We start from the raw sequence: 21,723 nt of genomic DNA, 5'->3' as shown, positions 1-21,723 counted from the left end.
CCTGACGCACCTCAGAGCACCTCGGGTGCCAGGGAAACTATTTTCATGAAGTCCTTATCCCGCAGCTCCCGGGCCACAGGCCCGAAGATCCGGGTTCCGCGCGGGTTCTTCTGTTCATTGATAATTACAGCCGCATTTTCGCTGAACTTGATATACGAACCGTCAGGCCGGCGAATTTCTTTGCGCGTCCGGACCACCACCGCCTGAACGACATCCCCCTTTTTCACCATGCCGCCGGGACTGGCCTCTTTCACGGAAGCCACGATGATATCCCCAACGGAAGCGTAGCGGCGGAAGGAGCCGCCCAAAACCCGGATGCACATGAGTTTCTTTGCACCCGTGTTGTCGCCGGCCTTAAGAATGGTCTGGGGCTGAATCATCGGTTTCATCCTCCTTTTGGATCAACCCTTTTTCTCCGGCGCGCTCCAGGATCTCCACCACCCGCCACCGCTTTTCTTTGCTCAAAGGGCGGGTTTCCATAATCTTCACCTGGTCTCCAATCCGGCAGGCGTTCTCCTCATCATGGGCCTTGAACTTCTTGGTTCTTTTCACCGTCTTCCCGTAAAGAGGATGCCGGACCAGGGTCTCTACAGCAACAACAACAGTTTTATCCATTTTGTCGCTAACCACTTTTCCAATCCGCGTCTTTCGCTGAGGTCGTGGGTTCAACTACGATACCCCCTGTCTCTTCCCGATCTCTTGACGCTGCCGGCTCAGCTCCCGCTCCCGCAAGATTGTCCTGGCGCGGGCAAAGTCCCGCCGGATCTCCCGAATCCGCATGGGGTTTTCCAGCTGACCTGTCGCCATCTGGAAACGAAGGCGGAAAAGCTCTTCTTTCAGGTCAACCAGCTTGCGTTCCAGTTCCTCGTCGGTCAGCTCCCGAAGTTCCCTAACCTTCTTCACCGGCCTCACCACCCGCTTCGTGGCGTTTCACAAACCTCGTCTTCACCGGCAATTTATGACCTGCAAGGCGCATTGCCTCCCGCGCCACATCTTCAGAAACCCCTGCAAGCTCAAAAAGGACACGACCTGGTTTAACAACAGCCACCCAGAATTCCGGAGCCCCCTTCCCGCTCCCCATCCGGGTTTCAGCGGGCTTCGCGGTAACAGGTTGATCGGGAAAAATCTTAATCCAAACCTTGCCGCCCCGCCGGACATACCTGGTCATCGCGATCCTGGCCGCCTCAATCTGCCGGCTGCTGATCCAGCCGGGTTCCAGAGCCTGGAGACCGTATTCTCCAAAGGTAACCTCATTGCCCCGGCCCGCCTTCCCCGTCGGCCGGCGCAGGTGTTGCTTCCGGTAGGTAACTCTTTTCGGAATCAGCATCAGCCTCTGCCTCCTTCCCCGCCCGCACTCTCTTCAAGCCTGGGCGGAGTCTTTTCAGGGAGAACCTCGCCCCGGTAAATCCAGACTTTAACACCAATTTTCCCGTAAGTTGTATTGGCCTCGGCAAAGCCGTAATCGATATCCGCTCTCAGTGTATGGAGGGGAACTTTGCCTTCACTGTACCACTCGGTCCGGGCCATTTCCGCTCCTGCCAGGCGGCCGCTTACCGCAATCCGGATCCCCTGCGCCCCCATGCGCATGGTGCGGGAAACGGCCTGCTTCATGGCCCTGCGAAAAGCAACCCGCTTTTCGAGCTGTGCTGCAACATTTTCTGCAACCAGCTGGGCCTCCAGCTCCGGCTTCTTAATTTCAATGATATTGACGCTGACCTGCTTTCCGGTCAGTCCTTCAAGTTCCTTCCGCAGGGCTTCCACTTCTGCTCCTCCGCGCCCGATCACGATCCCGGGCTTCGCGGTGTGGATGGAAACCCGCACACGATGGGCAGCCCTCTCGATCTCAATCCGGGAGATCCCTGCAAGGAAAAGACGCTTTTTAATAAAATTCCTGATCGCGATATCCTCATGCAGCAGCTCCCGGAAATTCTTTGCGGCATACCACTTCGAATCCCACTCTTTGATGATGCCCAGGCGGAGGCCTTTGGGATGCACTTTCTGTCCCATTCCCTATCCCTCCTTTCGCTCACCTACTACAACGGTAATATGGCTGGTTCTCCGGCGCCTGAGGTCCGCCCGTCCCCGCGCCCGGGGCTGGTAGCGCTTGAAAATGGGCCCCACATCCACGTAAATTCTCTTGATGTACAGGTTATCCGGATCCAAATTGTAGTTGTGTTCGGCGTTCGCGAGGGCCGAACGCACCACCTTCGCAACAGGACGCGCCGCTTTCTTCGGTGTAAAACGCAAGATCGCCAGCGCTTCAGTGACCTTCTTGCCCCGCACGAGATCCACCACCTGGCGCGCTTTGCGCGGGGAAATCCAGACATAGCGTGCAACCGCCCGTGCCTCCACGCTCTTCACCCCTTCTACTTGAGTGCCGTTGAACGCTCTGTATGGGCACCGTGGCCGCGGAAGATCCTCGTCGGCGCGAACTCGCCCAGCTTATGACCCACCATATCCTCGGTGATATAAATGGGAACATGCCTGCGCCCATCGTGCACTGCGATGGTATGGCCGACCATCTCGGGAAAGATCGTCGAACGCCGCGACCACGTTTTAATCACCCGCTTCGTGCCCTTCTCGTTCATTTCGATGATCTTTTTCAAGAGCTTTGGATCGCAATAAGGCCCCTTTTTAAGAGAACGGCCCACTCCTTCCTTACCCTCCTTAGGGCGCTTTTACCTGGTGCGCCGCTTGATAATCATTTTATCCGAGGCTTTCTTCTTTTTCCGCGTCTTCGCCCCCAGGGCAGGCTTGCCCCATGGTGTTACGGGGTTGCGCCCGATGGGGGACTTTCCTTCCCCGCCCCCGTGGGGGTGGTCCGAGGGGTTCATGACAACGCCGCGCACAGTTGGTCTGATCCCGAGCCAGCGCGCCCTTCCGGCCTTCCCAATGGTAATATTTTCGTGATCCAGGTTCCCCACCTGGCCGATGGTAGCCTTGCAGTCCAGGTGAATAAGGCGCACTTCACCCGAAGGCATCCGGATGTGGGCATAGGGGCCCTCTTTCGCCATCAACTGGGCCACCGCCCCGGCCGACCGCACAAGCTGGCCGCCCCTACCCGGCTTCAATTCAATGTTGTGGATCAGGGTCCCCACCGGAATATTCTTTAACGGGAGGGCGTTTCCGGGCCTGATGTCCGCCTCCTCTCCGGAAACCACCGTATCCCCCACTTTGAGCCCCAGCGGTGCCAGGATGTAGCGCTTCTCCCCATCCGCATAGTGGAGGAGCGCAATATGCGCCGAGCGGTTGGGATCGTATTCCAGGGTTGCAACCTTTGCCGGAATTCCATCCTTATTCCGCTTGAAATCAATGATCCGGTAGAAACGCTTCATTCCTCCGCCCCGGTGGCGGACAGTAATCCGCCCCTGGTTGTTGCGTCCGGCCTTTTTCCGCAAAGGCTCCAGGAGCGAGCGTTCCGGTTCTACATCACTCAGCTCCTCAAAGCCGAGCACAGTCATCTGGCGCCGCCCTGGAGATGTCGGTTTGAACTTTTTGATAGCCACGCCTTTCCCTCCCTTCCATCTCTTGCTGCAGATTCTGATCAAAGCTTACTGCTAGAGCAGTCCTTCAAAGATTTCGATCTTGTCTCCGGGTCGCAAAGTGACGATTGCCTTCTTCCGGTCCGGTCTCCGGCCCCGAAAGCGCCCGACCCGTCTGGGTTTGCCCTTGATGATCGCCGTATTTACGGCCAGCACCTTTACCTTGAAGAGTTCCTCAACAGCTTTTTTAATGTCGATTTTGGTGGCCTGTTTGTTTACATAAAAAGTATACTTGTTCTGCTGCTGCGCCAGGTTGACCGATTTCTCCGTCACAACCGGTCTGATAATAATGTCCTGGGGGCTAAGCATCGGCCAACACCTCCCCAACCCTGGCAAGGGCATTCTTCGTCAGGACTACCTTGCCTGCTGCCAGGATCTCATAAGGATTCAACTGACTGGCCAGGGCAATCCGGATCCCCGGCAGGTTCCGCGTCGACCTTTCAAGCAGCGGATCTGGAGCTTCAACAACCAGCAGGGCGCGCTCCCCGACTTCCATCGCCTCCAGGAGCTTGACGACCTCCCTCGTCTTCGGAGCCTCGAGCCGGATATCCTCGATGACCACGAGATCCCCCGTCTGGGCGCGGGCAGCAAGGGCCGACTTTAAAGCCAGGCGGCGGACCTTGCGAGGAAGGGACTGGCGGTAGTCCCGGGGCTTCGGCCCGAAGACAATCCCGCCCCCCCGCCAGAGAGGAGAGCGAATGCTTCCGACCCGGGCCCGTCCGGTCCCTTTCTGGCGCCAGGGCTTGCGCCCGCCGCCCCGAACCTCGCCCCGGGTTTTCGTCGCCGCAGTGCCCCGGCGCATGGATGCCAGGTGACGGACGACAGCCTGGTGGAGGACAGACTTTTTCACCGGGCCTCCGAAAATGTCATCCCGGAGTTCCAGATCTCCAACTCTGGTTCCTGCTGGATCGTAAAGGGCTGCTTTTGGCATGCCTCCTTGCCTCCTTTCTGGCTAGCGCAGCGAGTTCTTAATAACCAGGAGCCCCTGGCGGATTCCCGGCACCGCGCCCCGGACCAGGAGTAAATTTCTATCCGGGTCCACCCTGACAACCTTTAAATGCTGGACGGTTACCCTTGCGCCGCCCATTCTCCCGGGAAGCTTCCGTCCTTTGAAAACCCGGGCCGGGCCCTTTGCGCCGAGGGAGCCGGGCCTGCGGTGGTACTTGGACCCGTGCTTCATGGGGCCCCGCTGGAAGCCGTGCCTTTTAATCCCTCCTGCAAACCCTTTCCCCTTCGAAGTCCCGCGCACATCAACATACTCTCCGGCTTTGAAGATATCGACCCGGACCTCCTGGCCCACTTCATACCGGTCAAGATCTTCTGCATCCACCCGGATTTCCCGCAAGAAACGGAGCGGCTTCAATTTCCGCCGGGCGAAGTGGCCGCGCCGGGGGAGGCTTAGATCTTCGGCACGCACCTCCTCAAAACCCAACTGGAGGGCGGCATAGCCATCCCGCTCAGGAGTCTTCTTCTGCACCACAATGCAGGGGCCCGCCTTGATCACCGTAACCGGAACTGCCTCTCCTTCTTCGCTGAAAATCTGGGTCATGCCGAGTTTTCTTCCAAGAATTCCTTTGCGCAACATCTTCACCTCCAAATCCCCGACCGTCTCCGGTTAAAGCTTGATCTCAATATCAACCCCTGCGGGAAGGTCAAGACGCATCAGGGCATCGATCGTTTTCGGGGTCGGCTCTAAAATATCGATGAGCCGCTTGTGGGTGCGCATCTCGAACTGCTCCCGGGAATCCTTATCTTTATGGGGCGACCTCAAAATGGTAATGATGCTCTTTTCCGTAGGAAGGGGAACGGGGCCCGAAATGGAGGCCCCTGTTCTCCGGGCTGTTTCCACGATCTTCTGGGCAGACTGGTCGAGTATTTTATGGTCAAAGGCCTTTAACCTGATCCGGATCTTCTGACGCGCCACTCTCATCCCTCCTCAACGGGCCTGTGAAAAAGGCCCTCGCGTAGATTATTAATCAATCACCCCGGTGACCACGCCTGCTCCCACCGTCCGGCCTCCTTCCCGGATGGCAAAGCGCAGGCCCTCCTCAATGGCGATGGGTGTGATCAGCTCCACGTTCATGTTGACGTTGTCGCCGGCATCACCATTTCCACTCCTTCGGGGAGCCTGATGACGCCGGTTACGTCTGTGGTCCGGAAGTAGAACTGGGGCCTGTAGCCTTCGAAGAAGGGGGTGTGGCGCCCTCCCTCTTCCTTGGTGAGGACGTAGACCTCGGCCTTGAACCTGGTGTGGGGTTTGATGGAACCGGGCTTGGCGATGACCATCCCCCGCTCCACTTCTTTCCGCTCTACACCCCGCAGGAGAACCCCGATGTTGTCTCCTGCCTGGCCCTGGTCGAGGATTTTCCGGAACATCTCCACTCCGGTGACAACGGTCTTGCGGGGCTCGTCCCGGAGCCCGATGATCTCCACCTCATCCCCGACCTTGACGACTCCGCGCTCGACGCGGCCGGTCACTACGGTCCCGCGGCCGGTGATGCTGAAGACGTCCTCGATGGGCATGAGGAAGGGTTTGTCTACGTCCCGCACCGGGGTGGGGATGTATTCGTCTACGGCGTCCATGAGCTTGAGGATGGGGCCGCAGGCCTCGCAATCTTCTTTTCCGCACCCGCACTCCATTGCTTTGAGGGCGCTTCCGGCAATGATCGGGATCTCGTCACCGGGGAACTCGTACTCGCTTAAGAGCTCCCGCACCTCCAGCTCCACAAGCTCCATGAGCTCGGGGTCGTCGACCATGTCGGCCTTGTTTAGGAAAACGACGATATAGGGGACGCCTACCTGGCGGGCAAGGAGAATGTGCTCCCGGGTCTGGGGCATGGGGCCGTCTGCCGCCGAGACGACAAGGATCGCTCCGTCCATCTGGGCTGCTCCGGTGATCATGTTCTTGATGTAGTCGGCATGGCCCGGGCAGTCGACGTGGGCGTAGTGCCTCTTTTCTGTTTCGTACTCGACGTGGGCGATGGCAATGGTAATTCCCCGCTCCCGCTCTTCAGGCGCCTTGTCGATTTCGCCGTAGGAGGTCGCCTGAGCGAGCCCCTTTTTGCTCAAAAGATGGTGATCGCCGAGGTTAAAGTGGTTTTGCCGTGGTCCACGTGCCCGATCGTCCCGATGTTGACGTGGGGTTTGGTGCGCTCAAATTTTTTCTTCGCCATCAAGAATCCTTCCTTTCTCAAGCTAAATTTATATTTAAAATTATTTATATTTAAATTAAATGTTCAAGCAATTCCTGCGGGGACGGCTGATAAGCTTCTCCGAAACCGCAGGAGGTACCTGCTCGTAATGAGAATACTGCATGACGTAGTTCCCGCGCCCCTGGGTTAAAGAGCGCAGGTCGGTGGCATAACCGAACATCGCCGCGAGCGGAACCACTCCCCGGACGACCCGGGTGGTCCCTCTCAATTCGGTTGCTTCGATCCGGCCGCGCCGGGCATTGAAATCACCGATCACATCACCCAGATACTCCTCGGGGACGGTGATTTCGACTTTCATCATGGGCTCCAGCAAAACCGGAGCTCCCTTCTCGGCAGCCGAACGGAAGGCGCAGGCGCCCGCAATCTTAAATGCAATTTCCGAAGAGTCAACCTCATGGAAAGAGCCCCCGACAAGGGCCGCCCGGATATCGATCATGGGATAACCGGCGAGCACACCGCTTTCCATGGCTTCTCTGATCCCCGCCTCGATGGCGGGAAGAAATTCCTTCGGAATCACCCCTCCTTTGGTGCGGTCTTCAAACTCGCAGCCCCGCCCGGAGGGAAGAGGCTCCAGTTCTAAAACAACGTGCCCGTACTGCCCCCGTCCCCCGGTCTGCCTGATGAATTTTCCCTCGCCCCGGGCCCTGCGGCTGATCGTTTCTTTATAAGCCACCTGGGGCTTGCCCACATAGGCATCCACATTGAACTCCCGCAGGAGCCGGTCCACAATGATCTCCAGGTGAAGCTCGCCCATTCCGGCAATGAGCAGCTGCCCCGTCTCCCGATCCGTATAGGTACGGAAAGTGGGATCCTCCTCGGCAAGGCGGTGCAGGGCCGTTCCCATTTTATCCTGATCGGCCTTGGTTTTGGGTTCGATTGCCACAGAAATAACCGGAGCAGGAAAATGCATGGGCTCCAGGACCAGGGGCTCCTCCTCGGTGCACAGCGTATCGCCGGTGATGGTCTCTTTCAAACCAACCGCAGCAGCAATGTCACCTGCATGAACCTCTGTGAGGTCCTCCCGGTGGTTGGCGTGCATTCTCACCAGGCGCCCGATCCGCTCTCTCTTCCCCTTGGTGGCGTTGTAAACCGTCGCCCCAGACTCCAGGGTCCCGGCATACACCCGCAGAAAGACCAGCTTTCCCGCGTAAAGGTCGGTCTGCACCTTGAAGGCGAGGGCGGCCAGCGGCTCCTCGTCGCCCGCGTGCCGCACCACGGTTTCTCCGGTCCTGGGATGAACCCCCTCCACCGGCGGGATGTCGGCCGGGGACGGGAGATAATCAACAACTGCATCGAGCAGAGGCTGCACCCCTTTATTTCGGAGCGAAGACCCGCAGAGCACGGGAACCAGCTTGCAGGAAAGTGTTCCTTTCCTGATTGCGGCCTTGATCTCTGCTTCGGAGATCGGCTCCCCTTCCAGGTACTTGACCATCAAATCTTCATCCAGTTCTGCAAGAGCTTCCAGCAGCTGCTCCCGGTAGCGCCGCGCCTCCCCGGCCATTTCCTGCGGAATCTCGGTCTCTTCGCTGACCGTTCCCAATTCATCAAGGTAGATAATTGCCTTATTCTTTACCAGGTCAACAACTCCCCGGAACGAGTCTTCGCTTCCGATGGGGAGCTGGATCGGCACCGCATTCGCCCCCAGGCGCTCCCGGATCATCCCGGTGGCCCGGAAGAAGTTTGCTCCTACCCGGTCCATCTTGTTCAAATAGGCGATGCGGGGAATCCGGTACTTGTCCGCCTGACGCCAGACCGTCTCGGACTGAGGCTCAACCCCGGCAACCGCGCAAAAAACGGCAATCACGCCATCAAGCACCCGTAGACAGCGCTCTACCTCCGCCGTAAAGTCCACGTGCCCTGGCGTGTCGATCAAATTTATGGTAAAACCCCGCCAGGGGCAGGTAGTGGCCGCCGAGGTGATTGTAATTCCCCGCTCCTGCTCCTGAACCATCCAGTCCATCGTTGCCGCTCCGTCGTCCACTTCCCCCATCTTATAGACGCGGCCGGTGTAGAACAAGATCCGCTCGGTTGTCGTGGTCTTTCCTGCATCAATGTGCGCCATGATCCCGATGTTGCGAATTTTTTCCAGCGAAACTTCACGCGCCATGCTTGATCCCTCCTTTCCGTATGGTTTATCAGCCTGCCACCGGCACTTACCACCGGTAATGGGCAAAAGCCTTGTTGGCCTCCGCCATTTTATGGGTATCCTCCTTCTTCTTGACGGCGCCGCCGGTATTGTTTGCGGCATCAATAATTTCCGCCGCCAGCTTTTCCTGCATGCTCTTGCCGGCGCGTTCCCGCGCGTAATTTACCAGCCACCGGATTCCCAGGGTCAGGCGGCGTTCCGGCCGCACCTCCACAGGAACCTGGTAGTTGGCGCCGCCCACGCGCCGCGCCTTAACCTCCAGGACGGGCATCACGTTCTTCAAGGCCTGCTCGAAGACCTCCATCGGGTTCCGCTTTGTCCTGGCCTTGATGATGTCAAAAGCGCCGTAGCAAATCTTCTCGGCAAGGCTCTTCTTCCCGTCCCACATCACCTTGTTGACCAGCTTTGTAAAAACCTTGCTCCCGTAAACGGGATCCGGCAAAACGTCCCGCTTGGGGACACTACCACGGCGAGGCAATCACATCCCTCCCTTCCTGCTACGCCTTTGCCGCCTTGGGCCGCTTCGTTCCATACTTCGACCTGCCCCGGTTCCTTCCCTGAACACCGGCAGTATCCAGGGTTCCCCTGATGATGTGGTAACGGACGCCCGGCAGGTCCTTGACCCGGCCTCCCCTGACAAGGACGACAGAATGCTCCTGCAGGTTATGCCCGATTCCGGGAATGTAAGCGGTAATCTCAACCCCGTTTGTGAGGCGGACCCGGGCCACTTTCCGCAGCGCCGAGTTCGGCTTCTTCGGTGTTGTCGTATATACCCTCGTGCAGACCCCCCGTTTCTGGGGAGAATTCTTCAGAGCAGGAGCAGTCGATTTCTTTTCTGCCTTTTTCCTGCCTCTTCGAACCAGCTGGTTAAGCGTCGGCACCTGAACACCTCCTTAAAATCCCGCAAAATCCCGCACTTTTTCACCTGAAAGCTACTCGATGACTGCCGCCGAGGCTGCTCCCACCTTAATCCCGCATGCTTTACCGAGCTCCTCCATGGAATCCAGCATCACCACTTCGACGTTCTTCTCAGCGCACAACTGGAGCAAAGGAGAAGTGATCCGCGCTTCCGCGTCTTTTGCAACATAAACCACCCGCGCCTGGCCTTTCTCAACCGCTTTTCGGGTTTGTTTTGTTCCCACCGTTTTCTTGCGCGCGTTAAGCAGTCTTTCCACTTTCCTCTCACTCCCCTTGATTCCAGTTTTGAGAGGCTTCTTTGCGAAATTCACACAATGTAGATTTTAGCACCCGGGCGCAGCACCTGTCAATTACTTCAGGCCAACCGCTTCTTCTCCTGCAGGCTCCTCCTGCTCCCCGCCGGAGACAACCCGCTCTTCAACCTCCTCCGGCTCTTTTCCAGGCTTCTTGAACTCTTCCTCATCAAGCACCTTGATGTTGCGGTAGCGGGACATCCCGGTTCCGGCCGGAATCAGTTTTCCAATGATGACGTTTTCTTTCAGCCCCAGGAGAGGATCCACCTTCCCCTTAATCGCCGCTTCCGTCAAGACCCTCGTGGTCTCCTGGAAGGAAGCCGCGGAAAGGAAGGATTCGGTTGCCAGCGAAGCTTTCGTAATCCCTAAAATGACCGGTTTTGCCGTCGCAGGCTCTCCCCCTACCGCCAGCACCCGGGCGTTCTCCTCCTCAAAATCAAAGACCTCGATCAGGCCCCCGGGCAGGAGTTCCGTGTCGCCCGGATCTTCAACCTTCACCTTGCGCAGCATCTGCCTGATCATGACCTCAATGTGCTTGTCATTGATGTCAACCCCCTGCATCCGGTAGACGCGCTGGACCTCCCGGAGGAGGTAAGCCTGCACGGCCGTAATCCCTTTCACCTGAAGGAGATCGTGGGGGTTGATGGAGCCCTCGGTCAGCTCTTCACCTGCTTCCACATACTGGCCGTCTTCCACCTTGATTCTCGAGCCAAAGGGTATCTGGTAGGTATACTTTTCCGTTTCGCCTACGATTTCAACCTCTTTCTTCCCTTTGTTTTCCGTAATGCGAACAATCCCGTCACACTCGGCGATAATCGCCTGCCCCTTTGGCTTCCGGGCCTCAAAAAGCTCTTCCACCCGGGGCAACCCCTGGGTGATATCTTCGCCGGCAACCCCACCGGTATGGAAGGTTCGCATCGTCAACTGCGTCCCGGGCTCTCCAATCGACTGGGCCGCCATGATTCCCACAGCCTCTCCGATCTCCACCGGAAAGCCTGTGGCAAGGTTCCGCCCGTAGCACTTCTGGCAGACTCCGTAGTGGGTCTTGCAGGTCAAAACCGACCTGATCAGGACCTTCCTGATTCCGGCAGCAAGAATTGCCGCAGCATGCTCCTCGGTAATCTCCGTATCAGCAGGAACGATTACCTCACCGGTTTCGGGATGAACAACCGGCTTCAGAGTGAAACGGCCGACAATGCGCTCTTCTAAAGTTTCGATGACATCGCCGCCATCTGTCACTTCTTCCACGTAAAAACCTTCCCTGGTTCCGCAGTCTTCCTCCCGCACGATCACATCCTGGGCGACATCCACCAGGCGCCTGGTGAGGTAACCCGAGTCTGCCGTGCGGAGCGCGGTATCCGCCAGCCCCTTCCGGGCGCCGTGGGTGGAAATAAAGTATTCCAGCACCGTCAGCCCCTCCCGGAAGTTCGCCTTAATGGGAAGGTCGATGATCCGGCCCGAGGGGTCGGCCATCAAGCCGCGCATTCCCGCCAGCTGGCGGATCTGCTGAATGTTTCCGCGCGCCCCCGAAGTCGCCATCATGTACACGGGGTTGAGCGGATCCAGGGTCTTGAGCAGAGATTCTGTTACCCGATCTGTGGCTTTCTGCCAGATTCCGGTGACCCTTTCGTAGCGCTCCTCTTCGGTAATCAGGCCCCGGCGGTACTGCTGCTCAATTCTGTCAACCTCGGCCTCGGCCTCAGCAAGGATCTCGTCCTTATCAGGGGGGATAGTGACATCTGTAATCCCTACCGTAATCCCTGCCTTCGTGGCGTAGGTAAAGCCGAGCTTCTTAATTCCATCCAGGAGCACCGCCGTCCGGGCGTATCCGAGCTGGCGGTAGCACTTCCCGATGATCTGGGCAAGCATCTTCTTCCCGACAACCTCATTGATGTAACCCAGCTCTGGAGGAATAACCTCATTAAAGATCAACCGGCCGACCGTCGTTTCGACAAGTTTTCCATCAAGGCGCACTTTAATCCTGGCGTGGAGGTCAATTTCTTTGCTCTCGTAAGCAAAATAAGCCTCGTTGAAATCCCGGAAGACCTTGCCTTCCCCTTTAGCCCCCTCCCTGTCGAGAGTGAGGTAGTAGCAACCCAAAACCATATCCTGGGTTGGGGTCGTTACGGGGCGCCCGTCTTTTGGGTTCAGAATATTGTGGCTGGAGAGCATCAGGATCCGCGCTTCGGCCTGGGCCTCGGCGGACAAAGGAACGTGAACGGCCATCTGATCCCCGTCAAAGTCGGCATTGTACCCGGTACAGACGAGGGGGTGAATCTGGATCGCCCGGCCCTCCACCAGAACCGGCTCAAAGGCCTGGATTCCCAGCCTGTGCAGGGTGGGAGCGCGGTTCAAGAGCACGGGATGCTCCTTAATGACATCCTCCAGAACATCCCAGACTTCGTTGCGAACCCGCTCAACCATCCGCTTCGCGCTCTTGATATTATGGGCATAACCCTGGTTTACCAGGCGCTTCATGACAAAGGGCTTGAAGAGCTCCAGGGCCATTTCCTTCGGGAGGCCGCACTGGTGGAGCTTCAATTCGGGACCGACGACGATCACAGAGCGCCCCGAGTAGTCCACCCGCTTCCCCAACAGGTTCTGGCGAAACCGGCCCTGCTTCCCTTTCAGCATATCGCTCAGGGATTTCAAGGGCCTGTTGCCGGGCCCTGTGACCGGACGGCCGCGCCGCCCGTTGTCGATTAATGCATCAACCGCCTCCTGGAGCATCCGCTTTTCGTTTCTGACGATGATATCGGGCGCCCCCAGGTCAAGCAGGCGCTTCAACCGGTTGTTGCGGTTGATCACCCGGCGGTAGAGATCGTTCAAATCCGAGGTGGCAAATCTCCCCCCGTCCAGCTGGACCATCGGCCGGAGCTCCGGGGGAATCACCGGAATGACCTCCAGAATCATCCATTCGGGGCGGTTCCCCAACTTCCGGAAGGCTTCAACAACCTCCAGGCGCCGGATGGCGCGAACCTTGCGCTGGCCCGTCGCCTCCTTGAGTTCCGCCCGCAGCTGCTGGCTCAACTCATCCAGGTCTATTTCTTCAAGCAGCTCCTTGATCGCTTCTGCGCCCATCCCTGCTCTGAAGCGGTTTCCGTACTTTTCCCTGTTCTCCCGATACTCCGATTCTGTGAGCAGCTGCTTTTTGGTGAGCGGCGTATCTCCCGGGTCGGTAACAATATAAGAAACAAAATAAAGAACCTTCTCCAGGGAGCGGGGGGAGATGTCAAGCAAGAGCCCCATCCGGCTCGGGATCCCTTTAAAATACCAGATATGGGAAACAGGTGCTGCCAGTTCAATATGCCCCAGACGCTCCCGCCGGACCTTGGAACGGGTTACCTCGACCCCGCAGCGGTCGCAGATGATCCCTTTATAACGAACCCTTTTATATTTTCCGCAGTGGCACTCCCAGTCTCTTGTGGGACCGAAAATTCTTTCGCAGAAAAGGCCGTCGCGCTCCGGTTTGAGAGTCCGGTAATTAATGGTTTCCGGTTTCTTAACTTCCCCGCTTGACCAGGCCCGGATCTGCTCCGGGGAGGCCAGACCTATTCTCATCTGTTCAAAGTTGCTGACATCGAGCATTGAGCCTCACTCCCTTTTTCCCAGGGTTGATGCACGAACAACTACGATTCATCTTCTTCAGCTGCCAGATCGTCCAAAAAGGAACCCCTTCTCTGGCTCACTTTCGCTTTGGCACGGGTACGCCGGGACTGCCGGGTTAAATCTTCGTCTTCTTCGTCTTTGAAATCCAAAAAGTACTCGTCTTCTTCCCCTTTAGCACCGGCAAGAAACTTCTGCCCGAAGCTTCCCCCGCTTCCGGTCAAAAGCCCAAAATCTTCTGCAACATCTTCGATTTCCGGCTCTTCGGCTTCCTCTTCATCCGGCTCTCCTTCCTGGGCAGCCAAACTTTTAGCCTTTCCCGTTTTTGCAGCTGCTGGAACCCTTGCTTCTCCAAGATCCAGGTCGAGTTCCTTGGCGGTTTCGCTGATATCCTCTTCATCTTCCTTGATTTCAATCTCTTCGGCCGTTTCGGAAAGAACCCGGACGTCGAGGCAGAGGCTCTGGAGTTCCTTGATCAAGACTTTAAAGGACTCCGGCACCCCCGGCTCCGGTACATTCTCGCCCTTTACAATCGCCTCGTAGGTTTTCACCCGGCCGACAACATCGTCCGACTTGACGGTGAGAATTTCCTGGAGCGTATAGGCTGCCCCGTAGGCCTCGAGCGCCCACACCTCCATCTCCCCAAACCGCTGGCCTCCAAACTGGGCCTTGCCGCCCAGGGGCTGCTGGGTGACGAGAGAATAAGGCCCCGTCGAGCGGGCGTGGATCTTGTCATCCACAAGATGGGCGAGCTTCAGCATGTAAAGATACCCCACGGTAACCTCGTGGTCGTAGGGCTCGCCCGTCCGCCCGTCGTAAAGCACTGTTTTGCCATTAGGAGGCAAACCGGCGCGCTTTAAGGTTTCGAAGATGTCATTTTCCCGCGCCCCGTCATAGACAGGAGAGGCCACGTAAACCCCCAGTTCGTGGGCTGCCCAGCCCAGGTGGCACTCCAGCACCTGCCCGATATTCATTCGGGAGGGGACACCCAGCGGGTTCAGGACGATCTCGACCGGGGTGCCGTCCGGCAGAAAGGGCATGTCCTCTTCCGGCAAAATTCTGGAAATGACTCCCTTGTTGCCGTGCCGCCCCGCCATTTTGTCTCCGACAGAGATCTTTCTCTTCTGGGCAACATAGACCCGCACCAGCTGGTTCACCCCGGGGGGAAGTTCATCCCCTTTTTCCCGGGAAAAGACCTTGACATCAACCACCCGGCCCGATTCCCCGTGGGGCACCCGCAAAGAGGTGTCCCTGACCTCCCGGGCCTTCTCGCCGAAAATTGCCCGGAGGAGGCGCTCCTCGGCGGTCAGCTCGGTCTCACCCTTCGGCGTCACCTTGCCCACGAGGATATCGCCGGGCCTCACCTCGGCCCCGACCCGGATGATTCCCCTCTCATCCAGATCCTTGAGCACATCCTCCCCCACATTGGGGATGTCCCGCGTGATCTCCTCGGGCCCCAGCTTGGTATCCCGGGCATCACATTCGTATTCTTCAATGTGAATGGAAGTAAAGTAGTCCTCCTTGACAAGCTTTTCGCTGATGAGGATCGCGTCCTCAAAGTTATACCCTTCCCAGGGCATAAACGCGATCAGGACATTCCGGCCGAGGGCCAGTTCCCCTCCTGAAGTACAGGGGCCGTCGGCGATCACATCCCCTGCAGACACGCGCTGGCCCTTGGTAACAATAGGTTTTTGATTGATACATGTCCCCTGGTTCGACCGGGCAAACTTAGTAAGGGTGTAGGTGTCTACAATCCCATCATCACGCCTGATGCAAATCTTGTCGGCGGTTACGCTCTGAACGATCCCGTCGTGATGGGCCGTAATGATCACCCCGGAGTCCCGAGCCACCCGGTGTTCGATTCCGGTGCCCACCAGGGGCGGCTCGGTCCGGAGAAGAGGCACCGCCTGGCGCTGCATGTTGGCGCCCATCAAGGCCCGGTTGGCGTCATCGTGCTCCAGAAAGGGAATCAAAGCCGCCGCGACGCTCACCACCTGTTTCGGAGAAACGTCCATGTAATCAACTTCCGAGGAGGGAACAACAATGATTTCATGTCCGCGCCTGGCGTTGACCCGGGGTGTTGCAAAGCGCCCTTCTTCGTCAAGGGGAGCGTTGGCCTGCGCAATGATGTATTCATCTTCTTCATCGGCCGTAAGGTAAACGATTTCGTCGGTTACAACCCCCCGCTCTTTATCCACCTTCCGGTAGGGGGTCTCGATAAAACCGTATTCGTTGACGCGGGCGTAGGTGCTTAAAGATCCGATTAATCCGATGTTCGGCCCTTCAGGAGTTTCGATCGGACACATCCTCCCGTAATGGGAGTGGTGCACGTCCCGCACTTCAAAACCGGCCCGCTCCCGGCTCAAACCACCCGGCCCCAGGGCGCTCAGCCGGCGCTTGTGGGTTAACTCTGCAAGGGGATTCGTCTGGTCCATAAACTGCGAAAGCTGGCTGCTTCCGAAAAATTCTTTTATGGCTGCCACCACCGGCCGGATGTTGATCAGGGCCTGGGGTGTGATCGTATCAACGTCCTGAATGGTCATCCGCTCCCGGACAACCCTTTCCATCCGGGCGAGGCCAATCCGGAACTGGTTTTGCAGGAGTTCGCCTACAGAGCGGAGGCGCCGGTTTCCCAGATGGTCGATGTCATCCACCTGGCCCTCCCCTTTGATGAGCTTCAGGAGATATTCGACCACCTTAATAATATCCTCTCTGGTCAGGCACCTGGTTTCCCTCGGGACATCCAGCTTCAGCTTTTTATTTAACTTGTAGCGGCCCACGTAACCCAGATCGTAGCGCCGGGGGTCGAAGAAGAGACCCTCCAGAAGCGCCCTTGCACTGTCTATCGTGGGAGGCTCCCCGGGCCGCAGGCGCTTGTAAATCTCCACAAGGGCCTCTTCGTAAGACTGGGTATTGTCCCGCTCCAGGGTTGCTTTGATGCTCTCGTTGTCATCATAAAGCTCGAGAATGCTTGCATTTGTCGAATAGCCCAGGGCGCGGATGAGAACGGTCACGGGAAGTTTTCGGGTCCGGTCAACCCTTACGTAGATGGCATCATGAGGATCTGTTTCCAGTTCCAGCCAGGCCCCCCAGTTCGGGATCACCGTAGCTCCATAGATCTTCTTTCCTGCCGCATCACTGCTGGCGTGGTAGTAAACACCGGGCGACCGGACAAGCTGGCTGACAATGACCCGCTCTGCTCCGTTAATGATAAAGGTTCCCTTTTCAGTCATCAGGGGGAAGTCCCCCATAAAAACATCCTGCTCCTTAATCTCTCCGGTTTCCCGGTTCGTCAGGCGAACTTTTACCCGCAGCGGTGCGGCGTAAGTAACATCCCGCTCCTTGCATTCCTCTACAGTGTATTTTGGTTCTCCCAAGGTGTAATCTATAAACTCAAGAGCCAGGTTGCCTGTAAAGTCCTGGATCGGTGAAACATCGCGAAATAATTCACGCAATCCGACTTTTAAAAACCATTCATAAGACTGCTGCTGAATTTCAATTAAATTCGGCATTTCGAGTACTTCTGAAATGCGCCCGTAATTCCAGCGCTGGTGCTGTCCTGCCTGAATCGGATACGGATAAGCCACGGCACCATCCCTCACTTTTACCTGAAACTTTTCCAGTACACCTTTAAAAATCAAGCTACTGCAATATTTACATTATGCCCCTGCTCACCGGATTCCAAACCACTCTTTGCCAGAAAAAGACAAAAGCAGACCCAACGGACATTCTATAATGCTAGCATAAAAGTAATGCCCTGTCAAGTCTCCGCGATCACTCATTTTTAAAATTTTACCAAGAGGGAAATGGCTCACTCACGGATAAATCTTGTGCCACTTCAAAGCCGCAGTGAGTACTCAGCCGCTGCACAAATCAGATGCGGAAGGCCGCGGATTGCCGCCACGCAGGCGGTCTGGAAGAGCCGGACGGCCCCTGAAAAAAGCGCGGGGCATGGCTGAAAAAATGTAAAGAGCTCCCCTCCTGGCTTCCCGAAGAGAGTCTCTTTACCGGATGAAGCTTTTCTTCCCTCGCTTTCATGGGGAGCGTTTTTCCTCAGAGAGATCTCTCCCGTCAGGCGGCCTGCAGCCCCTGTCTGCCGGCGGGACGACTACTTAACTTCAACCTCCGCTCCGGCCTCCTGGAGTTTTGCTTTGATGGCCTCTGCCTCTTCTTTGCCGATCTTCTCTTTCACCGGCTTTGGAGCATTGTCAACAAGCTCTTTTGCCTCTTTCAGCCCAAGCCCCGTAATCTCTCGAACCACCTTGATTACGTTGATCTTCTTGTCTCCGGCAGCTTTCAAAATAACGTCAAATTCGGTTTTCTCCTCTTCGGCCGGGGCTTCTACAGCCGCGGGGGCAGGGCCTGCTGCCATCGCAACCGGAGCCGCAGCGGTTACCCCAAACTCCTCCTCCAGGGCTTTTACCAGTTCTGCAAGCTCCAGAACCGTCATTCCCTTAACCGCTTCGATAATTTCCGCTACCTTGCTCATTGTTAACCTCCTAACTGATTTTAATAAAACTTTTTTAATCAGGTCTTCCGGAAAATTAGCCGGCTGCCTTTTGTTTTTGTTCCTGAACCGCCTTCAGGGCGTAAACCAGCTTCCGCAAAGGCCCCTGTAAAACCGAACTCAGCCCCACAAGGGGTGAAAGAAAACCTCCCACCACTCTCGAAATCAAAACTTCCCGGCCGGGAAGGTCGGCCAGGTATTTTATTTCCTCAAACCCCACGAGCCGGCCTTCAACAAGGCCACCCTTGATGTCGAGGCTGCGGGTTGTTTTGGTGAAATCCATCAGCAGCTTGGCAGGAACCACAGGGTCCCGGAAATCAAAGGCAACCGCCGTGGGCCCCGTCAGGAACCGATCGATCCCTTCAATCCCGCCCTGCTGCGCCGCCAGCCTGATCAAGGTGTTTTTAACAACGCGGAATTCGGAACCAGCCTCCCGGAAGGACTTTCGGAGCTGGTTGGCTTCGGCCACATTCAGGCCCCGGTAATCGGTGAAAATGGCTGCCCGGGAGGACTTAAGCTTTGCTTCGAGTTCTGCTACAACCCTCTTCTTTTCTTCGAGCTTTAGCATTCTGCTCCTCCTCACAAAAAGTTAACCCTCCGCAGACAGCAGAGGGCAAAAAGCATCCTGATCCCCTGACCTCGGTAGGCGGCAGCAACCTTTAAGCCCTTTGGCACCTACTGTCTCCGGTCGCGCAAATTTAATATAGCAAACAAGAAAACCTCGGTCAAGCTTTTCTAGAACTTAGCTGGCGGCTTTCTGGGGGTTGATCTTAATCCCCGGGCCCATTGTCGAAGAAACGGTGATGCTTTTCAGGTACTGGCCGCGGGCTGCGGCAGGCTTTGCCTTAATTACGGCCTCCATGAAGGTCCTGAAGTTCTCAAGGAGGTTTTCCAGCGGGAAGGAAACCTTCCCGATCGGGACGTGCAGAATTCCCGTCTTATCCGCGCGGTACTCGATTTTACCCGCTTTAATCTCTTTCACCGCCCGGCCCACGTCAAAGGTTACCGTTCCCGTCTTCGGGTTGGGCATCAACCCCCGCGGCCCGAGCAGTTTCCCCAGTTTTCCCACCTTGCTCATCATGTCCGGCGTGGCAACGGCAACCTCAAAGTCCAGCCAGCCGCCCTGGATTTTTTCGATCAGTTCTTCTGCTCCCACATAGTCGGCTCCCGCTTCTTGAGCCTCCTCGGCCTTTTCGCCCTTCGCAAAAACAAGCACCTTGCGGGATTTTCCGGTGCCGTGGGGAAGCACAACCGCTCCCCTCACCTGCTGGTCAGCGTGGCGGGGATCGATTCCCAGGCGCACAGAAACCTCTACAGTTTCGTCAAACCTGGCCAGGGCTGTCTCCTTGACCAGCCTCAGGGCTGCTTCGGGTTCGTATAAAACGCCTCGTTCGATCTTCTTTAAAGCTTCCCGGTACTTCTTGCCTCGCTTCGGCATCACTACCCCTCCTTTGTGGTTCGCGCGGATTGCTCCTCCCACATTCTCCTAATCGACAACCTCGATTCCCATGCTCCGGGCCGTCCCCTCAATCATCCTTGCCGCAGCCTCGAGATCTGCTGCATTGAGATCCCGCATTTTTAGTTCGGCAATTTCCCGGACCTTGGCGCGCGTTACCTTCCCGACCTTCTTACGGTTGGGCTCGCCGGAACCAGACTCAATTCCCGCCGCCTTCTTCAAAAGAATGGAAGCCGGCGGCGTCTTGCAGATAAAGCTGAAGGAACGATCCTGGTATATTGTCACCTCAACAGGAATAATCATTCCTGCCTCGGCGGCGGTACGCTCGTTGAACTCCTTGCAGAAAGCCATAATGTTGACACCATGCGGGCCCAAAGCTGATCCTACCGGGGGCGCCGGGGTGGCTTTACCGGCCGGGATATGAAGCTTTACCACGGCAGTAACTTTTTTTGCCATTTCCTGTCCTTCCCTTCTTAAAAATAAATTTCTCAATCTAACTTTTCAATCTGCGTGAAGTCCAGTTCAACCGGGGTCTCCCGCCCGAACATCGAGACGAGCACCTTCAGTTTGTTCTTTTCAGGGTAAATCTCCTCCACCGTGCCGATGAAATTTTCAAAGGGCCCGGCGATCACGCGGACGCTTTCGCCCAGGTCCAGATCGATCTTTGTGCGCGCCTCCTCCAATCCCATCTGCCGCATAATCGCCCGCACCTCGGCCGGCTGCAGGGGAACCGGCTTGTTCCCAGTCCCAACAAAACCGGTTACACCGGGTGTATTCCGAACCACGTACCAGGAGTCGTCTGTCAAGATCATCTCCACCAAAACATAACCGGGAAAAACCTTTCGCTTGGAAACGCGGCGTTTTCCATCCTTGATTTCGATTTCATCCTCCATGGGCACGAGGACGCGGAAAATCTTGTCCTGCATCCCCATGGACGCCACCCGCTTTTCCAGGTTTGCCTTCACCTTGTTTTCATAGCCGGAATAGGTGTGAATTACAAACCACTTCTTTTCCATAAAGACAAGGGACCTCGCGGCCCCCACCTCCCCGGTTCGTTTTGATAGAAACGGGCAACCTACAGGAGCAATTCCAGGATCCGGCTGAGAATTGAATCCGCGATCCAGATCAGGAATGCCACAAAAGCCACCGAGCTTAAGACCACCGAAGTATAAACAATAATTTCTGAACGGTTGGGCCAGTGTACTTTCTTGAGTTCACCCCATGCACTTTGGAAAAACCGGGCGGCTTCCTGGAAAAATCTCCGTTTGGCCTTCTCCCTGACATCTTTTGCCCGGTGGGGCCGGCTCTCTTTCGCGGCATGTTCTCTGCCTTTGACCGCGCTTTTCTTCTCTTCTTTCTCCCGGGATTGATTTCCGCGCGGCTTGACGAGCCTCAAGAGTGAACCCGCTTTCCACTGCGGAACAACTTCCCCCGTATTCTCGCTTTTTTCCTTTGCCGCTCCGGGCTTTGCCCCCTCAGACCGAATCTTCCCGCCCTTCCGCGCTTTTACCGCTCCGGCCTTCTTTCCCATCTGGCCCTCACTTCCTTCTCAATTGATCCCTTTCCCAGAAAAGAACACCTTACTTCGTCTCCCGGTGAAGGGTATGTGTCTTACAAACAGGACAGTATTTCTTCAGCTCCAGACGTTCGGGATTTTTTTTCTTATTTTTTTCCGTTGCATAGTTACGGTTCTTGCACTCCGTACATGCCAGCGTAATCCCAACGCGCAATGGCGCCACCTCCTGAACTGCAACGTACCGCGTCTACTTTAGCACAGTCCCGTACCCCTGTCAATACGAGAAAAAGGCCGGGGAATCTCACAAAACCTTTTAACCCATCCCTGGCCGCCGCCGGGAACAGGAAAAATCAGGTGATCGATCGCGGCGAAAGAGCCATCGAGTAGGGCAGCGCTAGGTGATCAGTCTAGCGCTGTCCCTCTCACAGAACCGTGCGTACGGGCCACGTACACGGCTCCTGGCAAACCTCAGTCGTTAGCTTTCATAATAACGATGCAAGATGCCAACCTCATATCTCTCGAGGTTA

The 21,723-nt window shown here is 56.7% G+C and carries 25 protein-coding genes, 1 pseudogene and 1 other annotated feature; all 26 genes and pseudogenes read right to left on the bottom strand.

Going from position 1 to position 21,723, the window contains the following annotated elements:
- Positions 1 to 11: 11 nt before the first annotated feature.
- Positions 12 to 380 (bottom strand): 50S ribosomal protein L14, encoded by a 369-nt coding sequence (gene rplN / locus HPY58_10885; GenBank protein ID NPV30130.1) that lies wholly within the window; start codon positions 378 to 380, stop codon positions 12 to 14.
- Positions 355 to 669, bottom strand: coding sequence for a 30S ribosomal protein S17 (gene rpsQ / locus HPY58_10880; protein NPV30129.1), 315 nt, complete (start codon positions 667 to 669; stop codon positions 355 to 357). Before rpsQ ends, rplN begins: the two co-directional genes overlap by 26 nt.
- Positions 670 to 903, bottom strand: a complete 234-nt coding sequence (gene rpmC / locus HPY58_10875; protein NPV30128.1) for a 50S ribosomal protein L29 — start codon at positions 901 to 903, stop codon at positions 670 to 672. It lies immediately after the preceding gene.
- Positions 890 to 1,327: a 50S ribosomal protein L16 gene (gene rplP, locus HPY58_10870; protein ID NPV30127.1), complete on the bottom strand. Its 438-nt coding sequence runs from the start codon at positions 1,325 to 1,327 to the stop codon at positions 890 to 892. Before rplP ends, rpmC begins: the two co-directional genes overlap by 14 nt.
- Positions 1,327 to 2,007 (bottom strand): 30S ribosomal protein S3, encoded by a 681-nt coding sequence (gene rpsC / locus HPY58_10865; GenBank protein ID NPV30126.1) that lies wholly within the window; start codon positions 2,005 to 2,007, stop codon positions 1,327 to 1,329. Before rpsC ends, rplP begins: the two co-directional genes overlap by 1 nt.
- 3 nt (positions 2,008 to 2,010) lie before the next feature.
- The gene (gene rplV, locus HPY58_10860) at positions 2,011 to 2,352 is read right to left on the bottom strand and encodes a 50S ribosomal protein L22 (protein NPV30125.1); all 342 of its coding nucleotides are present in this window, start codon (positions 2,350 to 2,352) and stop codon (positions 2,011 to 2,013) included.
- Between the two features lie 14 nt (positions 2,353 to 2,366).
- Positions 2,367 to 2,651 carry a 30S ribosomal protein S19 gene (rpsS, locus tag HPY58_10855; GenBank protein NPV30124.1) on the bottom strand — a complete coding sequence of 95 codons (285 nt, stop codon included), beginning with the start codon at positions 2,649 to 2,651 and terminating at the stop codon, positions 2,367 to 2,369.
- Positions 2,652 to 2,678: 27 nt separating this feature from the next.
- Complete coding sequence (rplB, locus tag HPY58_10850) at positions 2,679 to 3,506, bottom strand: 50S ribosomal protein L2 (protein NPV30123.1); 828 nt, start codon at positions 3,504 to 3,506, stop codon at positions 2,679 to 2,681.
- 51 nt (positions 3,507 to 3,557) lie between these two features.
- Positions 3,558 to 3,851 (bottom strand): 50S ribosomal protein L23, encoded by a 294-nt coding sequence (gene rplW / locus HPY58_10845; GenBank protein ID NPV30122.1) that lies wholly within the window; start codon positions 3,849 to 3,851, stop codon positions 3,558 to 3,560.
- Entirely contained in the window at positions 3,844 to 4,473 is a 630-nt protein-coding gene (gene rplD, locus HPY58_10840; protein ID NPV30121.1) for a 50S ribosomal protein L4, read from the bottom strand. Before rplD ends, rplW begins: the two co-directional genes overlap by 8 nt.
- 21 nt (positions 4,474 to 4,494) lie before the next feature.
- Positions 4,495 to 5,124: a 50S ribosomal protein L3 gene (rplC, locus tag HPY58_10835; protein ID NPV30120.1), complete on the bottom strand. Its 630-nt coding sequence runs from the start codon at positions 5,122 to 5,124 to the stop codon at positions 4,495 to 4,497.
- A 33-nt stretch (positions 5,125 to 5,157) separates the two neighbouring features.
- A complete protein-coding gene (rpsJ, locus tag HPY58_10830) occupies positions 5,158 to 5,466 on the bottom strand; it encodes a 30S ribosomal protein S10 (GenBank protein NPV30119.1) in 309 nt (102 codons plus the stop codon).
- 48 nt (positions 5,467 to 5,514) lie between these two features.
- Positions 5,515 to 6,715, bottom strand: a pseudogene (gene tuf, locus HPY58_10825) (elongation factor Tu).
- 55 nt (positions 6,716 to 6,770) lie between these two features.
- Positions 6,771 to 8,861, bottom strand: coding sequence for an elongation factor G (gene fusA, locus HPY58_10820; protein ID NPV30118.1), 2,091 nt, complete (start codon positions 8,859 to 8,861; stop codon positions 6,771 to 6,773).
- Between the two features lie 46 nt (positions 8,862 to 8,907).
- The gene (rpsG, locus tag HPY58_10815) at positions 8,908 to 9,378 is read right to left on the bottom strand and encodes a 30S ribosomal protein S7 (GenBank protein NPV30117.1); all 471 of its coding nucleotides are present in this window, start codon (positions 9,376 to 9,378) and stop codon (positions 8,908 to 8,910) included.
- 19 nt (positions 9,379 to 9,397) lie between these two features.
- The gene (locus HPY58_10810; protein ID NPV30116.1) at positions 9,398 to 9,781 is read right to left on the bottom strand and encodes a 30S ribosomal protein S12; all 384 of its coding nucleotides are present in this window, start codon (positions 9,779 to 9,781) and stop codon (positions 9,398 to 9,400) included.
- Between the two features lie 51 nt (positions 9,782 to 9,832).
- Positions 9,833 to 10,075 carry a 50S ribosomal protein L7Ae-like protein gene (locus HPY58_10805; GenBank protein ID NPV30115.1) on the bottom strand — a complete coding sequence of 81 codons (243 nt, stop codon included), beginning with the start codon at positions 10,073 to 10,075 and terminating at the stop codon, positions 9,833 to 9,835.
- A gap of 93 nt (positions 10,076 to 10,168) precedes the next feature.
- A complete protein-coding gene (rpoC, locus tag HPY58_10800; GenBank protein ID NPV30114.1) occupies positions 10,169 to 13,699 on the bottom strand; it encodes a DNA-directed RNA polymerase subunit beta' in 3,531 nt (1,176 codons plus the stop codon).
- A gap of 41 nt (positions 13,700 to 13,740) precedes the next feature.
- Positions 13,741 to 17,304 (bottom strand): DNA-directed RNA polymerase subunit beta, encoded by a 3,564-nt coding sequence (gene rpoB, locus HPY58_10795; GenBank protein NPV30113.1) that lies wholly within the window; start codon positions 17,302 to 17,304, stop codon positions 13,741 to 13,743.
- A gap of 521 nt (positions 17,305 to 17,825) precedes the next feature.
- Positions 17,826 to 18,206 carry a 50S ribosomal protein L7/L12 gene (gene rplL, locus HPY58_10790; protein ID NPV30112.1) on the bottom strand — a complete coding sequence of 127 codons (381 nt, stop codon included), beginning with the start codon at positions 18,204 to 18,206 and terminating at the stop codon, positions 17,826 to 17,828.
- Between the two features lie 55 nt (positions 18,207 to 18,261).
- The gene (locus tag HPY58_10785) at positions 18,262 to 18,792 is read right to left on the bottom strand and encodes a 50S ribosomal protein L10 (GenBank protein ID NPV30111.1); all 531 of its coding nucleotides are present in this window, start codon (positions 18,790 to 18,792) and stop codon (positions 18,262 to 18,264) included.
- A 10-nt stretch (positions 18,793 to 18,802) separates the two neighbouring features.
- Positions 18,803 to 18,930, bottom strand: a sequence feature (ribosomal protein L10 leader region).
- A gap of 36 nt (positions 18,931 to 18,966) precedes the next feature.
- The gene (gene rplA, locus HPY58_10780; GenBank protein NPV30110.1) at positions 18,967 to 19,662 is read right to left on the bottom strand and encodes a 50S ribosomal protein L1; all 696 of its coding nucleotides are present in this window, start codon (positions 19,660 to 19,662) and stop codon (positions 18,967 to 18,969) included.
- A gap of 48 nt (positions 19,663 to 19,710) precedes the next feature.
- Entirely contained in the window at positions 19,711 to 20,136 is a 426-nt protein-coding gene (gene rplK, locus HPY58_10775; GenBank protein NPV30109.1) for a 50S ribosomal protein L11, read from the bottom strand.
- Positions 20,137 to 20,168: 32 nt separating this feature from the next.
- Entirely contained in the window at positions 20,169 to 20,696 is a 528-nt protein-coding gene (gene nusG / locus HPY58_10770; GenBank protein ID NPV30108.1) for a transcription termination/antitermination protein NusG, read from the bottom strand.
- 59 nt (positions 20,697 to 20,755) lie between these two features.
- On the bottom strand, positions 20,756 to 21,211 hold the full coding sequence (gene secE, locus HPY58_10765) for a preprotein translocase subunit SecE (protein ID NPV30107.1): 456 nt from the start codon (positions 21,209 to 21,211) through the stop codon (positions 20,756 to 20,758).
- A gap of 49 nt (positions 21,212 to 21,260) precedes the next feature.
- Positions 21,261 to 21,410 carry a 50S ribosomal protein L33 gene (rpmG, locus tag HPY58_10760; GenBank protein ID NPV30106.1) on the bottom strand — a complete coding sequence of 50 codons (150 nt, stop codon included), beginning with the start codon at positions 21,408 to 21,410 and terminating at the stop codon, positions 21,261 to 21,263.
- Positions 21,411 to 21,723 lie beyond the last annotated feature (313 nt).

It is taken from the genome of Bacillota bacterium (genome assembly GCA_013177945.1).
Taxonomy (GTDB): Bacteria; Bacillota; DSM-12270; order Thermacetogeniales; family Thermacetogeniaceae; genus Ch130.
The sequence above is the reverse complement of the archived record's forward strand: the minus strand, read 5'-3'. Positions and strand labels throughout refer to the sequence as shown.